The sequence below is a fragment of the Methylobacterium sp. NPDC097929 genome (assembly GCF_049543375.1).
Classification (GTDB): Bacteria; Pseudomonadota; Alphaproteobacteria; order Rhizobiales; family Beijerinckiaceae; genus Methylobacterium.
The window spans coordinates 176,433-196,946 of sequence record NZ_JBMVEP010000001.1; the positions used below are offsets into that span (position 1 = coordinate 176,433).

Here is a 20,514-nt window from a genome sequence, read left to right on the forward strand (position 1 = left end):
CTATTCTTTCGCGTCTATTCCTTGGTGCTGGGCCTGCGCTTCGGGGCCGGGACTTCCTTCGGAGCGGGCCGCTGCACGGCCGGTGCGGGCGGTGTCGCGGCCTCGCCTGAGGACTGACCCGCGGCTTGGCTGCCCTGGCTCCAGAAGGCGTCGAACACCTCCCTCATCGCCTTGACGTTCTGTTCCTGCACCTCGGCCCCCGTCTGGAGCATCTGCTGGATGGCATCCATCGAGGCTTTGCTCGCATCCGGCACCGCGCCGGTCTCCGGCTTCCGGCCGACGGCGCGCGGGTCCGGCCGACGCTCGGGGGCCGGGGGCGCCGACGGAATCGCCGCGGCGGTGAGCCCGTTCAGCCAATCCGTCCAGAGCGTCCCGACGGGATAGGGCGAGGACGCCGGCTGGGCGGCCGGGGCGGGGGCGGGCGCGTTCAGGAGCAGGTGGACGATGCCGGCCACGATCATCCCCGCCATGATCGGAAGCATCTGTCGCAGGGCCTGGGCGCCGACGCCGCTCGTCGACGCGGCCTGCTGGATCACCGCCTGCGACAGCATCGGTGAGCCGAACAGGCTCGTCAGGAAATCCGGCCCCGCGGGGGGCTGCGCCATGCCGCCTGCGCCGAGGCCGAACAGGCGCCCGAGCCCCATCGGGTCGGTCGCGGCGTTGCGCTGCATCCCCATGGTCAGGGCCGGCAGCAGGGCTTCCATGGCGCGGCGCGTCTGCTCGGGCGTCAGGCCGAATTGCTGCCCGAACGCCCGCACGCTCGCGTCGCCCTGGCTCTGCAGGATGTCGAACATGTTGAACATGGCCGGGCGCCTCACGGGAGCAGCAAAGGACCGGATGCCGGACGCTCCGGGGCTCCGTCATGGCATCGTTCGCATGACATGGGCCCGCTCTCGTCCCGGGCGGCGCCCACCGGCCCGTCCCGCCGCTGCCCGCACCCGGAGGCTCGCCGGAACGGCCTCACCTTACGAATGTGTCGCATCCGGCCGGGGCTGACCAGCCGAAAGCCCGATTTCGCGTCGATTTCCCTAGGGATAGCCGGCCTCATACCGCCTCGCGAGGCGAATCCGGGGCCTCAGAGCGACAGGCCGCTCGACGGGGCCGCCTGCACGGGCTCCTCGGCGGCCGGTCGTTCGGGTTTCGTCGCGGTCAGCGGCGGGGTGGCGCCCTCCAGGCGTCCCACGGTGCGGAAGGCGAAGACGAGGCCGGCGACGCCGAAGGCGATGGAGCCGAGACCCGTGCCCGCGATCACGCCCTCCGGCCCGTACCAAGCCGCGCCCGCCAGCGCGGGCGGAATGGTGCCGAGCGTCGCCCGGCCCCAATTCAGCCCGGTCGAGACGAAGGGGAAGCCGAGATTGTTGAACGCGGCGTTGGAGAGGAACAGCAGCCCGTTGAAGAACCAGATCGCCCCGCTGGCGAGGCAGAAGAAGCCGAACAGCTCGGCGGCCACGCCCTGGAGTTCGAAGGCGCGGGCCAGCGGCGCGCGGGCGAGCACGAGGATCAGCCAGACGGCGGCGACGTAGAGGGCGGTCAGCAGCGCGCCGCCGCGCAGCACGCCGCGCATCCGGTCGAACCGGCCCGCGCCCCAGTTCTGGCCGAGGATCGGCCCGATCGAGCCCGACATCGCGAACAGACCGCAGAAGGCGACCGGGGCGAGGCGCTCGATCACCACGTTGCCCGCGATGGCCGGGGGGCCGAAGCGCGAGAGCGCGTGGGCCACGAAGGCGCTCGCCACCGAGGGGGCGAGGTTGGTCAGCACGGCGGGCAGGGCGATGCGCGCCACCAGCGGCAGGTCTTCGAGGATCGCCGGCAAGCTCGGGGCCTGCAGCAACCGGTAGCGCCGCACCCCGGCCCAGCCGACGGCGATGAAGGCGACCCGCGCGACGCAGACCGCGAGCGCCGCCCCGTCCACGCCGAGGCCGAACCCGAAGATCAGCAGCGGATCGACGAACACGGTGATGACGGCGCCCGCAAGCGTCACGTACATCGCCTCCCGCGCCGCGCCGACGGCGCGCAGCAGGCCGGTGAACAGCATGCCGGGGCCGAGCAGCAGGTTGGTGGGCAGGCTGATCCAGAGGTAGCGCTTGGCCACCTCCAGGGTGTGCCCGTCCGCGCCGATCGCCCGCAGCAGCGGGTCGAGCAAGGCGAGCAGCAGCGCGGCCAGAAGCCCCGAGGCGATCAGCCCGTGCACCGTGACGGAGGTCGCGATCCGGCGTCCGCCGGCGCGATCCCCCGCGCCGATCGCCCGCGAGACGAGGGCGCCCGCCGCGATCATCAGCCCGATATTGATGGCGATGGCGAAGAACTGGACGATCGAGGCGAAGCCGACGGCGGCGGTAAGCGAGGGGTCGCCGAGCTTCGAGACGTAGAACAGGGACAGGAGATCGACGGCGAAGATCGCGAGCAGCCCGACCGAGCCGGTGGCGCTCATCACCACCACGTGGCGCAGGATCGATCCCGTGACGAAGCGCGCCGCGTCGTCTCCCGCTCCCGTGCCGGCCGCCCCGGCGGAGGCCGCCTCAGGCATCCGGCTCGGCATCCTCGTGTTCGAGCGCGCGGGCGGCGGATTCGTGGGGCTGCGCCGCGATCAGACCGCGGGTCTCGGCGCTGAGCGCGCGCGACGGGCTCTTGGGCGCCGTGAGCGGCTCGGGCCGCACCTCCGGCGTGCCGCGCAGCCAGCCCGAGCCGTCCGGCATCGCGCCCGCCTGCTGCAGCACGAGCCGGGCGACGTCGCGCTTGCGCACGTCCTCGGCCCGGCGCGCGGCGGCCTCCGCCGGCAGCCCGAGCCCCTCCAGGGTGGTGCGGCCGAAGGCGAGGGCGGATTCGACGGTCTCGCGAAGCTGGAAATCCACGTCCCGGTTCATCAGTTCGAGGGCGTGGGTGCGATCGTAGGCCCGCACATAGGTGCGTACGTTCGGGAATTCCTCGTGCACGATGTCCACGATCTTGAGCGCGGCCTGAGCGTCATCGATGCAGACGCAGATCAGCTCCGCCTTGGCGAGGCCTGAGGCGCGCAGCACGTCGAGCCGCGTGCCGTCGCCGTAGTAGATCCGGAAGCCGAAGCTCGTCGCATTGCGGATCTGCTCGACATCCTTGTCGATCACGGTGATGTTGATGCCCTCGGCCAGCAGCACCTGCGCCAGGATCTGCCCGAAGCGGCCGAAGCCGACCACCAGCACCCGGGCCTCGCCCGATTCGGTCGATTCCCCGACATCGCTGGGCGGTTCGGCCTCCGGCGAGCGCCGGGCGATCAGAGCGTCGAGTCCCTTGGCCGCGACCGGCCCGACCAGCATGGTCAGCGCGGCGAGCGCCACGCAGAAGCGGGTCACCTCCGAGCCGAGAATGCGCAGGTCGCCCGCCGCCGGCAGGATCACGAAGGCGAACTCGCCGGCCGGCGCCAGCACGGCGGCGCCGCGCAGGGCATCGAGCCAGGGCGAGCCGAACAGGCGGAACAGCAAGGCCACCAGCACGATCTTGACCGCGATCGCGGCGACCGTGGTGGCGATCAGCGCCAGCCAGTGGTTCGTGAGCAGGCCGCCATCGATCGACATGCCCACGCTCATGAAGAACAGGCCGAGCAGCATGCCGCGGAACGGCTCGATATCGGCCTCCAGCTGGTGGCGGAAATTCGATTCGGCGAGCATCACGCCGGCCAGGAAGGCGCCCATCGCCATGGAGAGGCCGGCCTTCTCCATCACCATGGCCGTGCCGAGCACCACGAGGAGCGCGGCCGCGGTCATGACCTCGCGCCCGCCGGCGGCGGCGAGCAGGCGGAAGAACGGATTGAGGCCGTAGCGCCCGACGATCACGACGCCGGCCACCGCGATCGCCGCTCGGGCGGTGGAGCGCAGGCCCTCGTCGAGCCAGCCGTCCTTCGGGGTGGCGCCGGCCGAGGCGAGCAGCGGCAGCAGCGCCAGGATCGCCACCACCGAAATGTCCTGGAACAGCAGCACCGCGAAGGAGCGCCCGCCATAGGGCGCGCCGAGATCGCCTCGTTCCTCCAGAAGCTGGAGCGCGACCGCCGTGGCCGAGAGCGCGATGGCGATACCGACGACGCCCGCCGCGGCCGGCGTCAGGCCGTAGGCGAAGGCCGCGCCCGCGATGACCAGCGAGCACAGGGCCAGCTGCGCGGCGCCGAGGCCGAAGATGTCCCGCCGCATCGAGACGAGGCGCGAGATCTCGAGTTCGAGCCCGACGATGAACAGCAGCAGCACCACGCCGATCTCGGCGACGCTCGCCGCGGTCTCCGGCTCGGCGATCAGGGAGAAGCCGGCCGGGCCGATCACCACCCCCGCCACGAGGTAGCCGAGCACCGCGCTCTGCCCGAGCAGCCGCACGAGCGGCACGCCGATCACCGCCGCCGACAAGAAGGTCAGCACCGGCGGCAGAAAGCTGGCGTGGTCCGTGGCACTCGCCATGAAAGCCCGTTGCCTCGCTGGTCCTGAAGGGGGAACGGCCTCCCCTTAGCCCGCCGCTCCCGCCATCGCGAGGCCGATTCGCGTGTCGTTCGTCACATGGCCCGGCCGGGGCCGGGTCTCATCCCCTCGTGAGAGAAAGGCGGCGGGGGTCACGCTGCGGCCCGAATGTGCTATGTAAAGGAGATGGACAGGCCGCAAGCCTGTTGCGGCTTTCGGGCTGGCCGCTGTTGACAGACCCGGCCATCCCTCTCCACATCCGCCGGATCATGAGCGCCGACACCATCAACCTCACCGCCGACCCGAACCGGGTCCCGCAGCCGGCCGTGACGGGGGAGAAGCCGCCCCTGGAGATCCTGCTGTGCGCCCCACGCGGATTCTGCGCGGGCGTCGTCCGTGCCATCGACGTGGTGGAGCGCGCCCTCGCGATCTACGGCGCGCCGGTCTACGTCCGCCACGAGATCGTCCACAACAAATACGTGGTCGAGACGCTCAAGCGGAAGGGCGCCGTCTTCGTGCGCGAGCTGGACGAGGTGCCCGATAGCGGCGCCCCCGTCATCTTCTCCGCCCACGGCGTCGCCAAGACCGTGCCGCAGAACGCCGTCTCGCGCGGGCTGACCACGATCGACGCGACCTGCCCGCTGGTGACCAAGGTCCACCGCGAGGCCGAGATCCATCACAAGCGCGGGCGCCACGTGCTGCTCGTCGGCCATTCCGGCCATCCGGAGGTCGTCGGCACCATGGGCCAGCTGCCCAAGGGCTCGATCACGCTGGTCGAGGACATCGACCAGATCGACGCGCTGAACCCGCCGGCCGATCAGGCGCTGGCCTGGGTGACGCAGACCACGCTGTCGATCGACGACACCAAGCACATCGTCGAGGCGCTGAAAGCCAAGTTCACCGGCATCCACGGCCCCCATAAGGACGACATCTGCTACGCCACAACCAACCGCCAGGAAGCGGTGAAGGAAGTGGCGCCGCGGGTCGACGCGCTGATCGTGGTCGGCTCCTCGAACTCTTCGAACTCTCAGCGCCTGCGCGAAGTCGCCGAGCGGGCCGGCTGCCCGATCACCCGCCTCGTCCTGCGCGCCGAAGAGATCGACTGGGACGCCTTCAAGGACGTGCGCCGCCTCGGCCTCACCGCCGGCGCCTCCGCGCCGGAAGTGCTGGTGGAGGAGATCATCGATGCCTTCGCCGCCCGCTTCGACGTGACGGTGGATCAGGTTTCGGTCACAATCGAGGACATGTCCTTCCCGCTGCCGCGCGAGCTGCGCAGCGAGGCCGCCGAGTAGCGCGGCCTCATCCGCCGGACGGAACCCGGCCGAACGACCATCAGGGGCGCCCTCGGCGCCCCTTTCCTTTGCGCGAACCGGCAGCAGCACCCGTGGCGGTCTACACCGACGTTTCCGACGAGGCGCTGCGCGCCTTCCTCCGCGAGTACGAACTCGGCGAACTGCTCTCCTGCAAGGGCATCGCGGAGGGGGTCGAGAACTCGAACTTCTTCCTGCACGCGGGGGCCGGCAACTTCATCCTCACCCTCTACGAGAAGCGGGTGAGCGAGACGGACCTGCCGTTCTTCATCAACCTGATGGGGCATCTGGCCCGGGCCGGGCTCGCATGCCCGCAGCCGGTGCGCAACCGCTCCGGCACCGCGCTCGGGCGCCTCTGCGGCCGGCCGGCGGCGATCGTGACCTTCCTGGAAGGCGTCTCTCTCAGCCGTCCGAACGCAGAGCATTGCCGGGCGCTCGGCGCGGCGCTGGCGGGCCTTCACGAGGCGGGCCGCGACTTCCCGATGACGCGGGAGAACAACCTCTCGGTGGCCGCTTGGCGCCCGCTCTTCGCGCAGGCGGAGGCCCAGGCCGATACGGTGGCGCCCGGCCTCGCGGCCCGCACCCGCGCCGATCTCGACCAGCTCGAAGCCTCCTGGCCGCAGGGCCTGCCGCGCGGCGTGATCCACGCCGACCTCTTCACCGACAACGTGTTCTTCATCGGCGACGCGGTGTCGGGCCTGATCGACTTCTACTTCGCCTGCACCGACAGCTTCGCCTACGATCTGGCGATCAGCCTCAACGCATGGTGCTTCGACGCCGACGGCCGCTTCCATCGCGACAAGGCGGGCGCGATGATCGCGGGCTACGACGCGGTGCGCCGGCTGGAGCCCGCCGAGATCGCCGCCCTGCCGGTGCTCGCGCGGGGTGCCGCCATGCGCTTCATGCTGACCCGGCTCGTGGACTGGCTGAACGTGCCACCCGGCGCGCTCGTCCAGCCCAAGAACCCGCTGGAATACGACCGGCGGCTCGCCTTCCACCGCACGGCCGAGAGCGCGCGCGACTACGGCTGGGTCGGGTAAATCCTTCCCCCCTCTGCGGTGGAGGGTGGCCCTCCCGTCAGCGAGGCGGGAGAGGGGGCGACGTTTCCGGAGAGGTCGCCCCCTTCACCCGACCCCCTTTCGGGGGCCACCCTCTCCCGCGCAGGGGAGAGGGCTCCGCTCGATCGCTCAGAGGACCTTGCGCTCAGAGGACCTTGAGCAGGGCCTCGGCGCCGGAGACCTCCGCCTTCGAAGGCGAGTCCTCGACGTTGAGCAGGCGCACGACGCCGTCGTCCACGAGCATGGCGTAGCGCTGCGAGCGCGGGCCGAGGCCGAAGCCGGAACCGTCCATCTCCAGGCCGATCGCCTTGGCGAACTCGGCATTGCCGTCGGCCAGGAACTCGATGCCCTCGGCGCCGCTCTGCTGCTGCCACGCATTGAGCACGAAGATGTCGTTGACCGAGGTCACGGCGATCGCGTCGATGCCGCGGGCCAGGATCTCGTCGCGCTTGCCGACATAGCCCGGCAGGTGGTTGCGGTGGCAGGCGGGCGTGAAGGCGCCGGGCACGCCGATCAGCACGACACGCCGGCCCTTGAACACGTCATCCGTCGTCCGCGCCTGCGGACCGTCCGGCCCGTTCACCCGAAAGGTGACCTGGGGCAGGTGATCGCCGACCTGTATCGTCATCCGTAGGGTCTCCTCGCAATGGCGCCGAACCGTTAGACCCGCCCAAGCTTCCTGTCGAGCGATGGCCGGTTCGCGCGCGCCTTTGGCTTATGGATCAATGCCCGCTGCCGGATTAGCATAGGGCCATGCAGACGCCCGAACCTCCGCTCACCGACACGGCCTATCTCGACGGCCAGTTCCTCCTGGCCATGCCGGGAATCGGCGACGAGCGCTTCGCACGCTCGGTCATCTATCTCTGCGCCCATTCGGCGGACGGGGCGATGGGCATTATCGTCAACAAGCCGGTCGCCGACCTGAGCATGCCGGATCTGCTGATCCAGCTCGACATCGCCAGCGAGGCGGACGCGATCCGCCTGCGCGAGCGGGTCGGGCACATGCCGGTGCTGATGGGCGGGCCGGTCGATGCCAAGCGCGGCTTCGTGCTGCACACCGCCGACTTCCACATCGATCAATCCACCCTGCAGATCGACGAGGGCGTCTGCCTCACGGCGACGGTGGAGATCCTGCGGGCCATCGCCGACGGGCGCGGGCCCTCGAACGCCGTGCTGGCGCTGGGCTATGCCGGCTGGCAGGCGGGCCAGCTCGAGAGCGAGATCCTCGCCAACGGCTGGCTCAACTGCCCGGCCGATCCGGAGCTGATCTTCGATCCCGGCCTCGGCAGCAAGTACGATCAGGTGCTCAAGGCCATCGGCATCGAGCCCGCGATGCTCTCCTCCGACGCCGGCCGCGCCTGAGGCATGCCCCCCGGTATGCGGGCTCAGACTCGGCCGTGGACGAGGTCGTGGATGAAGCCGAGCTTCGTCACCACCGCCGGGGCCAGCACGAAGGGATAGAGGTCGCCCTCGCCCATCGCCCGGCTGACGCTGTTCATGGCGAAGACGAAGGGCAGCCACGCGTCGATGATCCGCTCGACGGTCTCGGCCCGGTAGGGGTCGAAATCGACATGCGCCGCGAGTTCGCCCTCGACATCGGCCTTGGGCTTCACCTGCATCCCGAAGGCGCTCGCCATCTCCAGCGTATCGACGATGTGGAGGTAATGCGCCCAGGTCTCGGCGAAATCCTCCCACGGGTGGGTGGTGGCGTAGGCCGAGACGAAGGTCTCCTGCCAGTTCGGCGGCGGCCCCTGGTCGTAGTGGCGCTGGAGCGCCGCGCCGTAATCCTGCGAATCGTCGCCGAACACGGCCCGGCAGGGCGCCAGCTTGCCCGCGTCGCGCACGAGGATGTCCCAGTAATGGTGCCCGACCTCGTGCCGGAAGTGCCCGAGCAATGTCCGGTAGGGCTCGCCCATGGCGGTGCGGCGCTTCTCGCGCTCGGCCGGGTCGGCCTCGACCAGGGCAATGGTGATGATGCCGTTCTCGTGGCCGGTCATCACCTTGGGCGCGTCGGCGTTCGGCGGATCGGCCAGGAAATTGAAGATCAGGCCGTGCTCGGGATCCTCCGCGCGGGTCGTGAGCGGCAGGTTCCAACGCAGCAGGGTGTAGAACAGCCGGTGCTTGGCGTGCTCCATCTCGCGCCAGCGCTCCAGATTCACCGGGTCGCTCACATCCGGCACGGTGCCGTTGTGGCGGCAGGCGAGGCAGAAGGCGTCGGTGGAGCCCGGCGGCACTAGCCAGTTGCAGGTGTCGTGCGCGGCGTTGGTGCAGAGGAAGCTGGAGGTCCCGGGCGCCGCCAGCGGCGTCCAGGCGTTGTTGGCGCCCGCCGGCTCCAGGGCCGAGATCTGCCCGAGTTGCGGCAGGTAGGCGAGCCGGTGGCCGCAGCGCTCGCAGGTTCGGTTCTCGAAATAGAGAACGTTGTCGCAGGATTGGCAGCGAAAGAGTTTCATCGCGTCACGGGCGGTTGGCGTCCGACGCCCGCGCCCATGCAGTGTGCGTGCAGGGCCCGGACGGGGACGGCTCGGCGGCGGGCCGGGCAGGAGAGGAGATCGCGGCCAACCAAGCCGCGATCCGCCTCACCGTTCCGCGAGCGCAGAGCGATTTCTCCCGACAAGCGTGCGGCGATGTTATTCCGTCACGCCGCGGCGAGCGCCTCGGCGATGGCCGAGAGCGCGGCATCCGCGCCGGCCCCGTTCGGGCCGCCGGCCTGGGCCATGTCCCGCCGCCCGCCGCCGCCCTTGCCGCCGAGATGGCCCGCGCCGGCCCGCACGAGGCCGACGGCGTCGTAGCGCTCCGTCAGATCCTCGGTCACGCCGACCACCAAGCCGGCCTTGCCGTCGGGAGCGACGCCGACGATGGCGACGATGCCGGATCCGAGCCGGCTCTTGCCCTCGTCGGCCAGGCCCTTGAGGTCGCGCATCTCGACGCCCTCGACCACGCGGGCCATCAGCCGAACGCCGTTGACCTCGCGGGCCTCGTCGCCTCCGCCGGCCGAACCGCCGCCCATGGCGATCTTCTTGCGCGCGTCGGTCAGTTCCTTCTCGAGGCGGCGGCGCTCCTCGATGAGCGCGGACAGACGCTCGGGCACGTCGGTGACCGGCGCCTTGAGCAGGCTGGCGAGCTGGCTCAGTGTCCGGCTCTCGGCGGCCCGGTGGCGCCGGGCGTTGTGCCCGGTCATCGCCTCGATCCGGCGCACGCCCGCGCCGACGGCGCTCTCGCCGAGCACCGTGATCTGGCCGATCTCGCCCAGATGCGCCACGTGCGTGCCGCCGCACAGCTCGATCGAGAAGTTCGGCAAGCGTCCCTCGACCTCCTGGCCCTCCTCGTCCACGGGCCGCCCCATGGAGACGACGCGGACCTCATCGCCGTACTTCTCGCCGAACAGCGCACGCGCGCCCGACTCGATCGCCTCGTCCACCGCCATCAGCTTGGTCACCACCGGCGCGTTCTGCAGCAGCACCGCGTTGGCGATCTCCTCGACGCGGGCGAGTTCCGCCGCCTCGACGGGCTTGGGGTGGCTGATGTCGAAGCGCAGGCGCTCGGGCGCGACGAGCGAACCCTTCTGCGCCACGTGGTCGCCGAGCACCTGCCGCAGCGCCTCGTGCAGCAGGTGAGTCGCCGAGTGGTTGGCCCGGATCGCGGCGCGGCGGGCGTGATCGACCCGCATCTCCACGGCCGTTCCGAGGGAGAGCGAGCCCTCCTCCACCGTGACGTGATGCACGAACAGGTCGCCGAGCCGCTTCTCGGTGCCGGTCACCCGGGCCTTGAGGCCGGGAGCGATGATCGCACCGGTATCACCGACCTGACCGCCGGATTCGCCGTAGAACGGGGTCTGGTTGACGATGACGAGGCCGCTCTCGCCGGCCTTCAGCGCCTCGACCTCGGCGCCCTCGCGCAGGAGCGCGGAGACGACGGCCTCTGCGCTCTCGGTCTCGTACCCCAAAAACTCGGTGGCGCCGGTGCGCTCCTTGATGCCGAACCACACCGTCTCGGTGGCGGGCTCGCCCGAGCCCTGCCACGCGGCGCGCGCGGCCTGCTTCTGCCGCCGCATCGCCGCGGCGAAGGCCTCCGTGTCGACGCCGATGCCGCGGGCCTTCAGCGCGTCCTGGGTGAGATCCAGGGGGAAGCCGTAGGTGTCGTAGAGGGTGAAGGCGGTCTCGCCCGACAGGTTCTGGCCGGCGCCGAGGCCCGCGGTCTCGGTATCGAGGATCGCGAGGCCGCGCTCCAGCGTCTTGCGGAAGCGGCCTTCCTCCAGGCGCAACGTCTCGGAGATCAGCGCCTCGCTGCGGGTGAGTTCCGGGAAGGCCTGCCCCATCTCGCGCACCAGCGTGGGCACGAGGCGGTACATCACCGGCTCGCGGGCGCCGAGCAGCTCGAGGTGGCGCATGGCGCGGCGCATGATCCGGCGCAGCACGTAGCCGCGGCCCTCGTTGGAGGGCAGCACGCCGTCGGCGATCAGGAACGAGGTCGAGCGCAGGTGGTCGGCGATGACGCGGTACGAGGCCCGCGTGGCGGGCTCCGGCGCGCGCGACACCGCGTGGGCCACCGCATCGATCAGCGCGCGGAACAGGTCGGTGTCGTAGTTCGAATGGACGCCCTGGAGGATGGCGGCCATCCGCTCCAGGCCCATGCCGGTATCGATCGAGGGCCGTGGCAGGGGATTGCGGGAGCCCGGCTCGACCTGCTCGTACTGCATGAAGACGAGGTTCCAGAACTCCAGGAAGCGGTCGCCGTCCTCGTCCGGCGAGCCGGGCGGGCCGCCAGCCAGCGCCGGGCCCTGATCGATGAAGATCTCCGAGCACGGCCCGCAGGGACCGGTATCGCCCATCTGCCAGAAATTGTCCGAGGTCCCGATCCGGATGATTTTTTCGTCTGAGAACCCCGCGATCTTCTTCCAGAGGCCTGCCGCCTCGTCGTCGTCGGCATAAACCGTGACGAGCAGCTTTTCGGCCGAGAGCCCGAACTCCTTGGTGATGAGTTTCCAGGCAAGTTCGATTGCATCGGCCTTGAAGTAGTCGCCGAAGGAAAAGTTGCCGAGCATCTCGAAGAAGGTGTGATGCCGGGCCGTGTAGCCGACATTGTCGAGATCGTTGTGCTTGCCGCCCGCACGCACGCATTTCTGCGAGGAGGTCGCCCTGACGTAGGGGCGCTTCTCGACGCCGGTGAAGACGTTCTTGAACTGCACCATGCCGGCGTTCGTAAACATCAGCGTCGGGTCGTTCTTGGGCACGAGCGAGGACGAGGGCACCACCGCGTGCCCGGCATCCCGGAAGTAGTCCAGGAAGGTCGATCGGATCTCGTTGACGCCGCTCATCGTCCGGAAACTCGAATATGAGGTTTTGAACCGCACGCGCCCGCGGCGGCCGAGGCCTCCGCTACGCTCCCGCCCTCATAAGGGTCGATAGCCCACGAGTCATCCTTTGTCTCGTCGGAGCCCCGGCGAGGCGCGACCCGCGACCGAGTTCCACCATCTGACACTGTTATTTGGGAGCCGATACTGATCGAATGGCCGACGAGCGTGGTCTGGTTAGAAGTTTTAATTGGGGCGTCAAGCATAAAGCGGCGCAATCCTCGATTTTGCCGACTTTGAATTATAAAGATCAGCACGCTCGAGGCGCGTCGGGCTTCGAATGCGACATCACGTTACAAAATAGGCCCATCTGACAGTCTAAAGTTGCAAACTTGTGATGTTCAACAATATCCTGCGGCGGCGCCTGCCCGTTCGAATACGACGGGATTACGGCTACTTTCGTGGGAGGAGCATTCATGGTCGCGATGCGTGTTTTGATGCTCGTCGAGGATACGCGGCCCGTCGTGGAGGCGGCGGCGTCGGTGTCGCTGGCGATGTCGCCCTCTCCCAAGCCGCCCGTCCAATCAGCGGCCGGGCCCTTGAAGCTGTCGAAGTTGCCCAAGGAAATGCGGCTCGACGCGAATTTCCTGCCGGTCCCGCTTCTCGGCGACAGCGCGGCCCAGTCCCTGTCCGCGGCAGGCCTGTTCGCGATGGCTCCGGGACCGAAAACGCTCGGCACCGATGCTTATGTCGTCCGCGGCACGATCGACGCGGGTGATCTGGACGCGATCACCAAGAGCACCAGCGGCCCCGGTGGCGAGCCTCGCGTCTTCGCCGATCCGGGCATCGCCAGTTCCCCGGTCACCTGCGGCGGCACGCCGCCCGTCGGCAACGCCACGGATGTCGAGCGTCTTCTCCAGGTCGGGCGTCTGCGGCGCCTCGGCATGGATGGTGAGGGCGTCGCGCTTGCCATCGTCGACAACGGCATCAATCTCGATCATCTGCGAAGCCGCGGCCTGCTTCCCAGGCTGAACTTTCACGCGAGCTGGACGCCTCAGGTCGCGGTCCAGCCGGGTGCCGCTCCCGTCGATCATGGGACGATGTGCGCCTACGACGCCCTTCTCTCTGCCCCGAACGCGACGCTGCTCGACTACGCGATCCTGCGCTCCACCCGACGCGGGGGCTCGGTCATGGACGGCGTTCTCAGCGACGCGGTGCAGGCCTACGGTGTCCTGCTTCGGCTCATGATGCTGCCCGAGGAGGAGCGGTTCTTCCACTCCCTGGTCGTCAGCAACAGCTGGGGCATGTTCCACCCGGACTGGGACTTCCCCGCCGGCCATCCGGGTCGGTACTTCGACAACCCGCTCCACCCCTTCAATCGTGTCGTGAGCAGCTTGGCCAATGCCGGGGCCGACATCCTGTTCGCCGCCGGAAACTGTGGTCCGACCTGCCCCGACGGCCGCTGCCTGCCGATCCCGACCAATCAAGCGGATCGCCGCATCAGCGGAGCGAACAGTCACCCCGACGTGCTCACCGTTGCCGGCGTCGACACCCAGCGCAATCTGGTCGGTTACTCGTCGCACGGGCCGGGCGCGCTCAGCCACGACAAGCCGGATCTCGCCGGATATACCCATTTCCTGGGGTCGGAAGCCTTCGGCGCAGGCCAGCCGGATTCCGGCACGTCGACGGCCTGTCCCGTGGCGGCCGGTGTGGTGGCGGCCCTGCGCTCGGCCTATCCCTACGTATCCGGCAACATCAATCGGCAGCCCGCTCAGATCAGGTCCTATCTGCGGCAGACGGCGACGAAGACCGGGACGGCGGGCTGGGATGCCCAGTTCGGTCACGGGATCATCGACTGCGCCCAGTTCGACATGGCCGGGGCGGTACTGAAATAATAAGTCTGGTATGCCGATATATGATAGGGATTGAGGGTTCGATATCGGAGGCTGCGATGGACGGAGCGATGATGACGCTGGATTGGCCGTCGGGCCGGCCGAGCCTGCCCGAGGTCGCGCAGGCATTGAATGTCAGGCCATCCGATTTGGACAGTGCGTTCGGTGTCGTGCTGATCGATCCTCGGAGCAACACCTACACCGTTCAATGCCGAACATCGGCCTGCGCCTCCGCCGCCGAAAAGCCCGGTGTTGAAGGCCCGTTCTCGAATCCCGGCATCGGCGGGTTTGGGCCGCTCCGGTCGCAGCGCTGATACGACGGAGCCGCCGAACGCTCGTTCGGCGGCCCCGGTTCATTTCCGCGAATCCCGCTGCTCCGCCGACGGATTACGCCTCGCCCTCGTCGAGGTCCTCGGCGGTCGGCTTGGCGTTCTCCAGGATCCGGTCGGCGACCAGACCCGAATTCTGCCGGATCGACGCCTCGATCTTGTTGGCGATATCGGGATTGTCGCGCAGGAAGCCCTTGGCGTTCTCGCGGCCCTGGCCGAGGCGCTGGCTGTCGTAGGAGAACCACGCGCCCGCCTTCTCGACGATGCCGGCCTTCACGCCGAGATCGACCAGCTCGCCCACCTTCGAGACGCCCTCGCCGAACATGATGTCGAACTCGACCTGCTTGAAGGGCGGCGCGACCTTGTTCTTGACGACCTTGACGCGGACCTGATTGCCGATGGCCTCGTCGCGGTCCTTCAGGGTCGAGACGCGGCGGATGTCGAGGCGCACCGAGGCGTAGAACTTCAGGGCGTTGCCGCCCGTGGTCGTCTCGGGGCTCCCGTACATCACGCCGATCTTCATCCGAATCTGGTTGATGAAGATCACCATGCAGTTCGAGCGCGAGATCGAACCGGTCAGCTTGCGCAGGGCCTGGCTCATCAGGCGGGCCTGGAGGCCCGGCTGGCTCTCGCCCATCTCGCCCTCGATCTCGGCGCGCGGGGTCAGCGCGGCGACCGAATCGACCACGAGCACGTCGATGGCGCCGGAGCGCACCAGCGTGTCGGTGATCTCGAGGGCCTGCTCGCCGGTATCGGGCTGCGAGATCAGCAGGTCGTCGAGGTTGACGCCGAGCTTGCGCGCGTAGACCGGGTCGAGGGCGTGCTCCGCATCCACGAAGGCGCAGACGCCGCCCTTCTTCTGGGCCTCGGCGATGGTGTGGAGCGCCAGCGTCGTCTTGCCCGATGATTCGGGGCCGTAGATCTCGACCACGCGGCCGCGCGGCAGGCCGCCGACGCCCAGCGCGATGTCGAGACCGAGCGATCCCGTCGAGACGGTCTCGACCTCCTGCACCTTGTCGTTCTTGCCAAGGCGCATGATCGAGCCCTTGCCGAAGGCCCGCTCGATCTGCGTCAGCGCAGCCTCGATCGCCTTCGACTTGTCCTTGTCCGCTGCTGCCATTGTCGAGGATTCCACCATCTTCAGCGCGGGCTGGGCCATCGCTCGGCATCCTTATGCATGGGAGGGGCGCGGCGCTCAATCCGCCGGAGCCGATGCATTTCGTACCTGTTTTGTTCTCATCATGCAAGCCGGACCGCGCAAAATGGGGAGCGGCCGCTTCTCCCGCGCCTCCGGCTCGGCGCGAGCCCGACCGGCCGGCCGGTCCGCTGGACGACATGCGCTTCGGCGTCGCGTCCAGCGGCGAATCAGAGCGTCGAAAAACGATGTCAGGTCGGGATATGTTCGATATCGTGCCGACGTTTGGCCCGTGCGAGGACCTTGCGCTCGTTTCGTGAAGAATTGAATTCAGATTTCGGTTAACACGGAAGCGAAAAAACTGCGAATGGGCCGTCGCGAGAGGGGCGATGAGGGCCGAAAATTTCGATACTCGTTCAGCCCGGTACGTCTATGACACAAGACCGCACCTTAGTACCTAAAGGTCGCTCTAGCCGTGCGACGCGTGCCATGGTTCTATCGCGCGCACCAAAGGCGGTCCCGATGCCGAACGGTCTCGAAGAATTGCGGGTCATCGAGCGGCTTCTCTGCCAAGCGGAAGCACGATTGGGCTCACAGGGGACCTTTCGCCAGCGCACCCTCCTGCAGATGACGCTGTTCGAAGTCCGGCGCGGTCTGCAGGCGCCGCGGCGCAGCGATGAGGTACAGCCACCGATTGAGGCCAAGGACGACGCGGCGAAGCGATGACGCGCGGACCCGGTGACGGAAGTGACGCTAGGGCACGCCGCGGACGCTTCGCCATTCGCTGAACGCCCGCTGGCGCTGTTCGAAGGCGCGACGGAGCGGGCTTCCGGCCCGTCCCCTGAATTCGGACGACACCAGTTCGTCGTCCTCCACGACGCGACCCAGGGCCTGCCCGACTTCGTGGCGCCATTCCGCGTCGGCGAGGGCGAATTCCACATCCGTCACGATCGTGCGGTCGTCGTCGAGATCGTGACCGTGCACCCGCCCATCTCCGTCTTGGGTCGCGCCGCCGACCACGCGTCAGACTTGGCCACGGCGAAAAAAGTTAACTTACAGCAACTTCCTCCGCCCGTCACCGCAGATCGCGCCGCCCGCGCGCCAGCGCCGATCACATTCTCGAAAGTCTGCCCCGTTCGATTGAAACGAACGGCGATCAGCCGGCCATCGTCTGCTTCACGGTCTCGACGAGTTGTTTGAGGCTGAAGGGTTTGGGCAGGAAGTTGAACGCCTCGCCGTCGGGTAAGTTCTTGCGGAACGCATCCTCGGCGTAGCCCGAGACGAAGATCACCTTCAGGTCGGGGTAGTGCTTGCGCAACTCGCGCAGCAGGGTCGGGCCGTCCATCTCCGGCATGACCACGTCGGAGACCACCACGTCGATGCCCTCGGCGTGCTCCTCGATCAGGCGCAGGGCCTCGACGCCGGAGGCGGCCTCCAGCACCGTGTAGCCGCGGGCGGACAGGGCCCGCGAGTTGACCGCACGCACCGGATCCTCGTCTTCCACCAGGAGCACGGTGCCCTGGCCGGTATGGTCGGCGGCAGGCTTCGGCGGTTCCGGCGCGCGGGCCGGGCGAGCAGACTCCGACCCGGTGCCGTCCGAGGCTGCCTCGCCCTCCCCGGATGCCGAACGTTCGTCCGTCTCCGATCCCGCGGCGGCCGACTTTGCCGAAGCAGTCGGCAGCGCGGGCGGCAGCGACTCGGGCAGGCTCTCGATGCCGGGCACGTGGCGCGGCAGGTAGATGCGGAAGGTGGTGCCTTCGCCCACCGTCGACTGCACGTCGATGGCGCCGCCCGACTGATTGACGATGCCGAACACCGTCGAGAGCCCGAGGCCGGTGCCCTTGCCGATCTCTTTCGTCGTGAAGAAGGGCTCGAAAATCTTCTGGCGCACCTCCGGCGGAATGCCCTCGCCGGTGTCCGTCACCTCGATCATGACGTGGTCGCCCGCCGGGATGCCGACCGGGCGCTCGGCATCGACCGCGCAATTGGTGGTGCGGATCGTCAGGCTGCCGCCGCCCGGCATGGCGTCGCGGGCGTTGACCGCGAGGTTCACGATCACCTGCTCGAACTGGTTCACGTCGGCCTTGATCGGCCAGATCTCGCGGCCGTGGCGGAAATCGAGCTGCACCCGCTCGCCGAGCAGGCGCTTGAGGAGAAGCGTCAGGTCGGAGAGCGCTTCCCCGACATCCATCACCTCCGGCCGCAGGGTCTGGCGGCGGGAGAAGGCCAGCAGCTGGCGCACCAGGGATGCGGCCCGGTTCGCGTTCTGCTTGATCTGCATGATGTCTTGGAAGGCGTGGTCGGTCGGCCGGTGGCTCGCCAGCAGCAGGTCCGAGTAGCCGATGATCGCCTGGAGCACGTTGTTGAAGTCGTGGGCGATGCCGCCCGCGAGCTGGCCCACCGTGTCCATCTTCTGGGTCTGGGCGATCTGCTGCTCCAGCTGGCGCTGGGCGGTGGTGTCGAGGGCGTAGAGGATCACCCGCTCGCCGTCGCCGCCGGTCTCGCCCTCCGCGTCCGGGCTCTGCGTCCCGTCCGCGTCGGCCGGGCTCATCCAGACGCGGGCCGAGCGGTCGCCGGGACCCGACAGCTCGACCTCGATCGGGTCGAGGCCGCCGAAGCCGTTGGCCGCCCGCGCAAGCGCCCCCTCGATGGCACCGCGGTCGCGCTCCAGCACGGCGTCGCGCATCATCGGATCGGGCGCCTCGCGACCGGCTTCGGCCGCGGGCTGGCGCGGCATGCCCGCGAACAGGCGCACGAAGGAGGCGTTGGCGCGAATCACCCTTCCGTCGCGGTCGAGCGTGGCGATGGCGATCGGGCTGTTGTTGAGGAAGCGGGCGAGCCGCACCTCCGCCGCGCGCTGCGGCTCGTCGGCATCCGAGCCGGCGGAGCGGTTGAGCACGAAGGTGCGCGAGGGGCCGGGCGCCCCGTCCTGCCCGTAGGCGACGCGGTGGTAGAGCCGGGTCGGCAGCGGCTGGCCGTTGCGGCGGCGCAGGTCGATGTCGAAGCGGTCGGTGCGCACCTCGCCGGGAAGGCCCGGCGCGGCGGTGAGCACGTCGGCCCCCGGCGCGATCTCGAGGAGCTTGAGCCCGCCCGAGCCGACGGTGGCGAGATCGTAACCGAGCCAGGAGGCCAGGGTCGCGTTCATGTAGACGATCGACCCGGCCGCATTGATCGAGAGGAAGCCCGCCGGCGCGTGGTCGAGATAGTCGATCGCGTGCTGGAGTTCCTGGAAGACGTTCTCCTGGCGCTCGCGCTCGTGGGTGATGTCGCTCACCGTCCAGAGCGCGGCGGAGCCGCGGTGGCGCTGGATCGGCCGCACGGCGATCCGGTACCAGGCGAAGTCGCGGTCCGCCGCGCCGCCGGGCGGCGGCGACATCCGGATTTCCTCGGTGTAGGCGCGCTCGTCCCGCGCGGCTTGAGCCAGCCGATAGACGGCCTCGGAGACTTCGGGCGCGCCCACGAAGATGCGCTCGATCGAGCGCAGGTTCGAAAAGCTGTCGCCGCCGGCCAGCCGCATATAGGCCTCGTTGGCATAGATCATCCGCCCGTTGTCCTCGACGACGAGCTTGCCCGCAGGGGCGGCATCGACGATGGCGCGGGTGATGTCGTCGCGGGAGGCGGGGCCGGCGAGCTGGAGCGCGCCGATGGCCAGCGCGAACAGGAAGAACACGCCCGCCATGGCGAGCAGCGCCAGCAGGGCGAGGATGAGCGGCTGCGCCTGCTCGTTGGCGACGAAGGAAAGCCCCACCGCCGCGCCGACGAGGAGACCCGCCAGCATCAGCAGAAGGCCCACCCGGCCCGGGCGCTCCGAACGATCGATCGAACCGGACGCCGGCACCCCTGGTCCGCTGACCTCAGCCATCAGGCCCTACCCATCCCCTCACACGCCGCTTCCGTGCGCGTCATGACCGTCACGCCGACTTCGGAGCGTTGGCCGGAGCATTGCCGGACAATGGTGCATAAACCGTGGCGCCTGAGGGACTTCGCCGTCCCTCATCGAGCCCGCTCCGGTTCTCAGGCCGCCCGGCGGCGCAGGCGAAGCACGAATCCGATGACCTCCGCAACTGCGCGATAGTGCTCGGCGGGAATCTCCTCGTCGACCTCGACGGTTGCGTGCAGCGCCCGGGCGAGCGGCGGATTCTCCATCACCGGCACCGCGTGCTCGGCGGCGACCGCGCGAATGCGCAGGGCCAGCGAATCGACGCCCTTGGCGACGCAGACCGGGGCGGCCATGCCGGCCTCGTAGCGCAGGGCCACGGCGAAATGGGTCGGGTTCGTCACCACCACCGTGGCGGTGGGCACGGCGGCCATCATCCGCTTCTTCACGCGGGCTTGGCGCAACTGCTTCATCCGGCCCTTCACCTCGGGGCTGCCCTCGCTCTCCTTGTGCTCCTGCTTCATCTCCTCCTTGGTCATGCGCAGGCGCGTGTGCCAGCGATGGCGCTGGTAGAGCGCGTCGCCGAGCGCGATCACCGCGTAGGCCGCGAGCATGCCGCCCATCATCTTGAGCGCCAGGGTCAGCGTGCCGTCGAGCGCGGCACCGGGTTCGAGCTGGGCGAAGGATTCGGCCCGGTCGTGCTCACTCCACAGGATGGCGCCCGCGACGATGCCGACGAGCGCGATCTTCACGAGGCCCTTGCCGAAATTGACCCAGGCATCGACGCCCAGCAGGCGCTTGGCGCCGGCCATCGGCGAGATGCGCGCGAATTTCGGCATCAGGCTCTCGGCGGTGAAGATCGGCCGGTGCTGGATCAGGCCGGCGGCGAGTGCCGCGAGCATCGCCATGCCGAGGGGCACCGCGAGCGCCTTGAGACTGACCAGGGCGGCGCGGAAGGCGATGCCGAGATAGCTGGCAGGGTCGGAGGGCAGCCCGCCCGCATGTTCGAGGAAGCCGCGCATGTCGCGGGTCAGCCCCTCGGCGGCGGGGCGCGCGGCGAGCAGCAGGGCCAGGGTGAAGGCGGCCAGGATGAAGAAGGTGTTGATCTCGGGAGAGTTCGGCACATCGCCGCGCTCGATCGCTTGCTCGATGCGCCGCGGGGTCGGGTCTTCGGTCTTGTCCTCGTCGTCGCTCTCGTCGGCCAAGGG

16 protein-coding genes are annotated in these 20,514 nt (G+C 69.1%); 6 read left to right on the forward strand and 10 right to left on the reverse strand.

What is annotated here, in order from left to right:
• Nucleotides 1–14 precede the first annotated feature (14 nt).
• The 3 genes from ACPCJR_RS00805 to ACPCJR_RS00815 all read right to left on the reverse strand — a co-directional run bounded on the left by ACPCJR_RS00805 (nucleotide 15) and on the right by ACPCJR_RS00815 (nucleotide 4,418).
• Nucleotides 15–803 (reverse strand): DUF937 domain-containing protein, encoded by a 789-nt coding sequence (locus ACPCJR_RS00805; RefSeq protein WP_391511140.1) that lies wholly within the window; start codon nucleotides 801–803, stop codon nucleotides 15–17.
• 272 nt (nucleotides 804–1,075) lie between these two features.
• A complete protein-coding gene (locus ACPCJR_RS00810; protein WP_391511139.1) occupies nucleotides 1,076–2,527 on the reverse strand; it encodes an MATE family efflux transporter in 1,452 nt (483 codons plus the stop codon).
• The gene (locus ACPCJR_RS00815; RefSeq protein WP_391511138.1) at nucleotides 2,520–4,418 is read right to left on the reverse strand and encodes a monovalent cation:proton antiporter-2 (CPA2) family protein; all 1,899 of its coding nucleotides are present in this window, start codon (nucleotides 4,416–4,418) and stop codon (nucleotides 2,520–2,522) included. Before ACPCJR_RS00815 ends, ACPCJR_RS00810 begins: the two co-directional genes overlap by 8 nt.
• 266 nt (nucleotides 4,419–4,684) lie before the next feature.
• On the opposite strand from ACPCJR_RS00815, the gene ispH reads away from it, so the two are divergent.
• Complete coding sequence (ispH, locus tag ACPCJR_RS00820) at nucleotides 4,685–5,707, forward strand: 4-hydroxy-3-methylbut-2-enyl diphosphate reductase (RefSeq protein ID WP_110350216.1); 1,023 nt, start codon at nucleotides 4,685–4,687, stop codon at nucleotides 5,705–5,707.
• Nucleotides 5,708–5,799: 92 nt separating this feature from the next.
• A complete protein-coding gene (locus ACPCJR_RS00825; protein ID WP_391511137.1) occupies nucleotides 5,800–6,765 on the forward strand; it encodes a homoserine kinase in 966 nt (321 codons plus the stop codon).
• Nucleotides 6,766–6,928: 163 nt separating this feature from the next.
• Here ACPCJR_RS00825 and ACPCJR_RS00830 read toward each other — a convergent pair whose 3' ends face one another.
• Nucleotides 6,929–7,411, reverse strand: a complete 483-nt coding sequence (locus ACPCJR_RS00830) for a peroxiredoxin (RefSeq protein WP_391511136.1) — start codon at nucleotides 7,409–7,411, stop codon at nucleotides 6,929–6,931.
• 125 nt (nucleotides 7,412–7,536) lie between these two features.
• On the opposite strand from ACPCJR_RS00830, the gene ACPCJR_RS00835 reads away from it, so the two are divergent.
• Nucleotides 7,537–8,145: a YqgE/AlgH family protein gene (locus ACPCJR_RS00835; RefSeq protein ID WP_391511135.1), complete on the forward strand. Its 609-nt coding sequence runs from the start codon at nucleotides 7,537–7,539 to the stop codon at nucleotides 8,143–8,145.
• Between the two features lie 23 nt (nucleotides 8,146–8,168).
• Here the strand turns inward: ACPCJR_RS00835 and ACPCJR_RS00840 are convergent, their stop codons facing one another.
• Together ACPCJR_RS00840 and alaS are read right to left on the reverse strand one after the other, a co-directional pair.
• The gene (locus ACPCJR_RS00840) at nucleotides 8,169–9,233 is read right to left on the reverse strand and encodes a zinc-binding metallopeptidase family protein (protein ID WP_391511134.1); all 1,065 of its coding nucleotides are present in this window, start codon (nucleotides 9,231–9,233) and stop codon (nucleotides 8,169–8,171) included.
• Nucleotides 9,234–9,418: 185 nt separating this feature from the next.
• Entirely contained in the window at nucleotides 9,419–12,097 is a 2,679-nt protein-coding gene (gene alaS, locus ACPCJR_RS00845) for an alanine--tRNA ligase (RefSeq protein ID WP_391511133.1), read from the reverse strand.
• Nucleotides 12,098–12,549: 452 nt separating this feature from the next.
• Between alaS and ACPCJR_RS00850 the strand changes: the two genes are divergently transcribed.
• Nucleotides 12,550–13,968 carry a S8 family peptidase gene (locus tag ACPCJR_RS00850; protein ID WP_391511132.1) on the forward strand — a complete coding sequence of 473 codons (1,419 nt, stop codon included), beginning with the start codon at nucleotides 12,550–12,552 and terminating at the stop codon, nucleotides 13,966–13,968.
• A 56-nt stretch (nucleotides 13,969–14,024) separates the two neighbouring features.
• Complete coding sequence (locus ACPCJR_RS00855; RefSeq protein ID WP_391511131.1) at nucleotides 14,025–14,279, forward strand: hypothetical protein; 255 nt, start codon at nucleotides 14,025–14,027, stop codon at nucleotides 14,277–14,279.
• A gap of 73 nt (nucleotides 14,280–14,352) precedes the next feature.
• Here the strand turns inward: ACPCJR_RS00855 and recA are convergent, their stop codons facing one another.
• Complete coding sequence (gene recA / locus ACPCJR_RS00860; RefSeq protein WP_391511130.1) at nucleotides 14,353–15,453, reverse strand: recombinase RecA; 1,101 nt, start codon at nucleotides 15,451–15,453, stop codon at nucleotides 14,353–14,355.
• Nucleotides 15,454–15,951: 498 nt separating this feature from the next.
• On the opposite strand from recA, the gene ACPCJR_RS00865 reads away from it, so the two are divergent.
• Nucleotides 15,952–16,155, forward strand: coding sequence for a hypothetical protein (locus ACPCJR_RS00865; protein ID WP_391511129.1), 204 nt, complete (start codon nucleotides 15,952–15,954; stop codon nucleotides 16,153–16,155).
• Between the two features lie 27 nt (nucleotides 16,156–16,182).
• On the opposite strand, the gene ACPCJR_RS00870 is transcribed toward ACPCJR_RS00865, so the two are convergent.
• The 3 genes from ACPCJR_RS00870 to flhB all read right to left on the reverse strand — a co-directional run bounded on the left by ACPCJR_RS00870 (nucleotide 16,183) and on the right by flhB (nucleotide 20,511).
• Nucleotides 16,183–16,413: a hypothetical protein gene (locus ACPCJR_RS00870; protein ID WP_391511128.1), complete on the reverse strand. Its 231-nt coding sequence runs from the start codon at nucleotides 16,411–16,413 to the stop codon at nucleotides 16,183–16,185.
• Nucleotides 16,414–16,585: 172 nt separating this feature from the next.
• On the reverse strand, nucleotides 16,586–19,291 hold the full coding sequence (cckA, locus tag ACPCJR_RS00875; RefSeq protein WP_391511127.1) for a cell cycle histidine kinase CckA: 2,706 nt from the start codon (nucleotides 19,289–19,291) through the stop codon (nucleotides 16,586–16,588).
• A gap of 152 nt (nucleotides 19,292–19,443) precedes the next feature.
• A complete protein-coding gene (gene flhB, locus ACPCJR_RS00880) occupies nucleotides 19,444–20,511 on the reverse strand; it encodes a flagellar biosynthesis protein FlhB (protein WP_391511126.1) in 1,068 nt (355 codons plus the stop codon).
• Nucleotides 20,512–20,514: the final 3 nt, after the last annotated feature.

Coding starts and splice junctions, on each gene's coding strand:
- ACPCJR_RS00840 (WP_391511134.1), bottom strand. CDS start 9,233: ATGAAACTCTTTCGCTGCCAATCCTGCGACAACGTTCTCTATTTCGAG.
- ACPCJR_RS00810 (WP_391511139.1), bottom strand. CDS start 2,527: ATGCCTGAGGCGGCCTCCGCCGGGGCGGCCGGCACGGGAGCGGGAGAC.
- ACPCJR_RS00830 (WP_391511136.1), bottom strand. CDS start 7,411: ATGACGATACAGGTCGGCGATCACCTGCCCCAGGTCACCTTTCGGGTG.
- alaS (WP_391511133.1), bottom strand. CDS start 12,097: ATGAGCGGCGTCAACGAGATCCGATCGACCTTCCTGGACTACTTCCGG.
- cckA (WP_391511127.1), bottom strand. CDS start 19,291: ATGGCTGAGGTCAGCGGACCAGGGGTGCCGGCGTCCGGTTCGATCGAT.
- ACPCJR_RS00835 (WP_391511135.1), top strand. CDS start 7,537: ATGCAGACGCCCGAACCTCCGCTCACCGACACGGCCTATCTCGACGGC.
- ACPCJR_RS00865 (WP_391511129.1), top strand. CDS start 15,952: ATGCCGAACGGTCTCGAAGAATTGCGGGTCATCGAGCGGCTTCTCTGC.
- ispH (WP_110350216.1), top strand. CDS start 4,685: ATGAGCGCCGACACCATCAACCTCACCGCCGACCCGAACCGGGTCCCG.
- ACPCJR_RS00805 (WP_391511140.1), bottom strand. CDS start 803: ATGTTCAACATGTTCGACATCCTGCAGAGCCAGGGCGACGCGAGCGTG.
- ACPCJR_RS00815 (WP_391511138.1), bottom strand. CDS start 4,418: ATGGCGAGTGCCACGGACCACGCCAGCTTTCTGCCGCCGGTGCTGACC.
- ACPCJR_RS00850 (WP_391511132.1), top strand. CDS start 12,550: ATGGTCGCGATGCGTGTTTTGATGCTCGTCGAGGATACGCGGCCCGTC.
- ACPCJR_RS00855 (WP_391511131.1), top strand. CDS start 14,025: ATGGACGGAGCGATGATGACGCTGGATTGGCCGTCGGGCCGGCCGAGC.
- recA (WP_391511130.1), bottom strand. CDS start 15,453: ATGGCCCAGCCCGCGCTGAAGATGGTGGAATCCTCGACAATGGCAGCA.